The following is a 2966-nucleotide window of genomic DNA, read 5'->3' as shown; positions in this document are numbered from 1 at the left end:
CCAACCTCCAAAAATACAAAAGAGGAAATAGCTTTCCCCATAATTTAACCCATTCACAGCACCACTCGTTCAACACTGCATTCAGACTAGGCTGTTCCAGCCGTCAGAATGCTTAGTTATTGTGTGCTGGCATTTTTTTATTCTTCTTTGTCTACATTTATTACAATTCGTCTATACGCAGTCAAAGCCGGAGTGCCGTTGTCGGTTATTTCTAAAATAAGATGTATTGTCTTGCCTAAAGCATCAGAAGGTACAAGTACTTTACATTTAGATACAGAACTCTTTTCTATTGTTACTGTACCTCTATATGTACTCGGTTCATTATAAACAAACCATTTGTAATCCAACTGATTTCTATCAGGGTCTTTTGATTTAGAAGCATCAAATGTCAAGGTATTTCCGGCTTTAGCTTTTTTATATATACATTGTAAGGAACTATCACCATCTACAATGGCTACCGGATGATGATTTATTGCCGAATATTCATTTGTAGTAGTCCATAACATACGGGCTGCAAAATCATTAAAAATTTGTTGTTTCCATTTGTTTATGGCTTCAATACCTTCTTTTGAACTGCCGTACATATAATAAGGGTCATATTGGGTTTCATCTTTGCCGCTCTTGACAATGAAATCCATGCCGCGTATTCCACTTACTTTCTTTGTGGAGAATCGTCCACCCCAGCCTCCATAGTCGATGTGTTCCGGAACGTTTAAACCATTGGCATAAACGTAAAGAAAAGAAGGAGTATCTCCCTCCGTTGCCCAAATTCTGTTTGGATAATGACTACCTAAAGGCATACGGTTCTGGACGTTATTTTTTGTCCAATCATCAGATGGCGCCCATCCATAGATTTCTTTGTTGCGGATATAAATAATTTCAGGAAAGTTTTTCGCAATCCAAGCACCTGCATCATCTTGCCCAAGCACATCATAGATACGTATTTTCTTTACAAATGCGTTTACTGCTTTTTTACTTCGGGTATTATTTATTTTCCAAAGAGCTTGGGCCACAGTATTTAATCCTCCCCATCCGGCAATCCATACCGGGCGATTGTCTTCTTTCTTGTCTACTGCCGATATAATCAGTTCTGACCCTGGTGAATCTTTGCCTGCCCCTACGCCCGACATATTGGATTTTGGTTGTCCTTGCTTTGTAATCGACCTTAAATAGTCTGCCTCAGGATAACCCGCAGCTTGTTTTTTCAAGTTGGGTAAAACTTCTTGATACCAATTTATTACCTGAATTATTTTATCAGTCTTGTCAGGGTCGTCCATCCAAACCTGTGCACTTATAATCCCTTCAATATCTAATGTATTCGAAGATACCAAGAGATGAATCATAGATTGTAGGTCATCGGGATCAGTGCCACCTAGGTCGGTAGAGACAATGAGTCTATGTTTATCGCTCTTATTAACTTGCGCTGAACAATATTCTACACACAAAAAAAATGTAAAAAGAAGAATGTATTTCATTTTTAAACTTTATTAGGTTTCATTTACTCCCTTATTCTCTTTTGTTCCACTGAGTACCTTTGGGCATGCTTGCACACAACGGTTTGCATATGGCTTGTGGCGGTTTCGGAGCACTTTCATGTCCTCTAAAACTTAAGCTGGCTACGGAGCGAAAACCTTGCTGGTAGCCGTTTACCCGCCATAAGCTATATGCGTTGTTGTGCTTCTGTGCTTTTTTTTCATTTTACCAAATCACATTCTCAGAATATTCTTGGTCTTTGTAGTCTTCAAAGTCCTTTATTTTCTTGAAGTCAAATGTCCTTGTGTCAATTTCCCAAATTGCAGAGTTATCGTTCCAAGGGTCGGTTAGAATTTCGACAGTTTCAGAATTCTTAATTCGAATGGAATGTATCCATTTGAGTTCTTCATCATTTATTCTCGTCCATTTTTTCGGTGTCCAAATCGTCAAATGCTCTCCTGCAACAATTGCCCATTTGTTATCCTTATCAATCAGTCCGCAGTTCGGGTCTCCATAGAAATCGTCTTCCATTAGAGTCTTACCCGATTTCTTGTCGGTCAAGAAAGTCGCTTCAAACTCGTTTTCAAGCTTTAGTTTATCTGTTTCGTACAGAGTATTCATTTGGCTAATTGGTCTTTTTGCATGACGCACAACGGCCCGGCTAAAAAGCGTTGCTGTCCCGCAGGGCAGCTATGATTTTTTAGCTATTGTTGTGCCCAGTTTTTATTTTTTCTTCAATTATTTTCTCAGTCAAATCTCGGAATGTTTTTACTTCTCCAGTCAACGTTTCATAACGGTCAGAATCGAAAATATTAATCGCATTCCAAAATCCTTTTTTCTTTCGTGTGGTTTCGATTTTGTCAATCGGTTTGGTTCCTGTCAGGGTGATTTCTTCTAATACTTGAGGGAAATACTTGTCCATATAAGCTGCCAATGAAGAAGAAGGTCGAAGATTAGAAACGTCTACTCCTTTGTCCTTTAGATTCTTTTTAATTGTCAAAAATACTCCTGCTTTTAAGCACGGTTTACCAAACAGAGTCTTTGGCTCATAAGTGTCTTTCTCAGCGTGCTTTGATAAAAGTCGGCAAACTTCAATGAGCTTCCTTGTCTTTGCAGGTTCTAAAACGTTATGCCATTCGTCTTGACTTATCTGAACTCGAAATTCTTGGTTTAGAAATTCACTTAGTTTTTTCCATCCAAGTAAGTCGTTCGCCCATCTCCATTCTCTAATTGTCATCTCAGCCGAAATTTCAGCCCATAGGTCAGCTTCAGGGTCAAGCGGGCTGCAAAGTCGGTGTTGTTCCTTGAATATTTCAAGAATTTCTTCTTCCGTGTATTTGACTTTGGTTTCGGTCATTTTTTAATTGGGCACAACGCAAAGTGTTTTAAACGTAATCTAGTCAAAAAAATAAACTATTTTCTTAAGACAATCAAGATTGCGTTTAAAACATAGTTGAACGAAGCCGGTGAAGTGCTATGGGCATTTGTCTTTC

3 protein-coding genes are annotated in these 2966 nt (G+C 38.7%); all 3 read right to left on the bottom strand.

The genetic code is table 11. The features are described 5' to 3' along the window. Positions 1-137: 137 nt before the first annotated feature. On the bottom strand, positions 138-1475 hold the full coding sequence (locus IFO69_RS21530; protein ID WP_192012224.1) for a nucleoside hydrolase-like domain-containing protein: 1338 nt from the start codon (positions 1473-1475) through the stop codon (positions 138-140). A 223-nt stretch (positions 1476-1698) separates the two neighbouring features. Beyond that, entirely contained in the window at positions 1699-2094 is a 396-nt protein-coding gene (locus tag IFO69_RS21525; RefSeq protein WP_192012223.1) for a hypothetical protein, read from the bottom strand. Between the two features lie 79 nt (positions 2095-2173). After that, positions 2174-2830 (bottom strand): hypothetical protein, encoded by a 657-nt coding sequence (locus IFO69_RS21520; protein ID WP_192012222.1) that lies wholly within the window; start codon positions 2828-2830, stop codon positions 2174-2176. Positions 2831-2966 lie beyond the last annotated feature (136 nt).

The organism is Echinicola arenosa, from assembly GCF_014841125.1.
Classification (GTDB): Bacteria; Bacteroidota; Bacteroidia; order Cytophagales; family Cyclobacteriaceae; genus Echinicola; species Echinicola arenosa.
This window is presented reverse-complemented; position numbering and strand designations above follow the sequence as displayed.

Bases quoted from the DNA above. Each gene is read 5' to 3' on its own strand.
- IFO69_RS21525 (WP_192012223.1), bottom strand. From the start codon at position 2,094: ATGAATACTCTGTACGAAACAGATAAACTAAAGCTTGAAAACGAGTTT.
- IFO69_RS21520 (WP_192012222.1), bottom strand. From the start codon at position 2,830: ATGACCGAAACCAAAGTCAAATACACGGAAGAAGAAATTCTTGAAATA.
- IFO69_RS21530 (WP_192012224.1), bottom strand. From the start codon at position 1,475: ATGAAATACATTCTTCTTTTTACATTTTTTTTGTGTGTAGAATATTGT.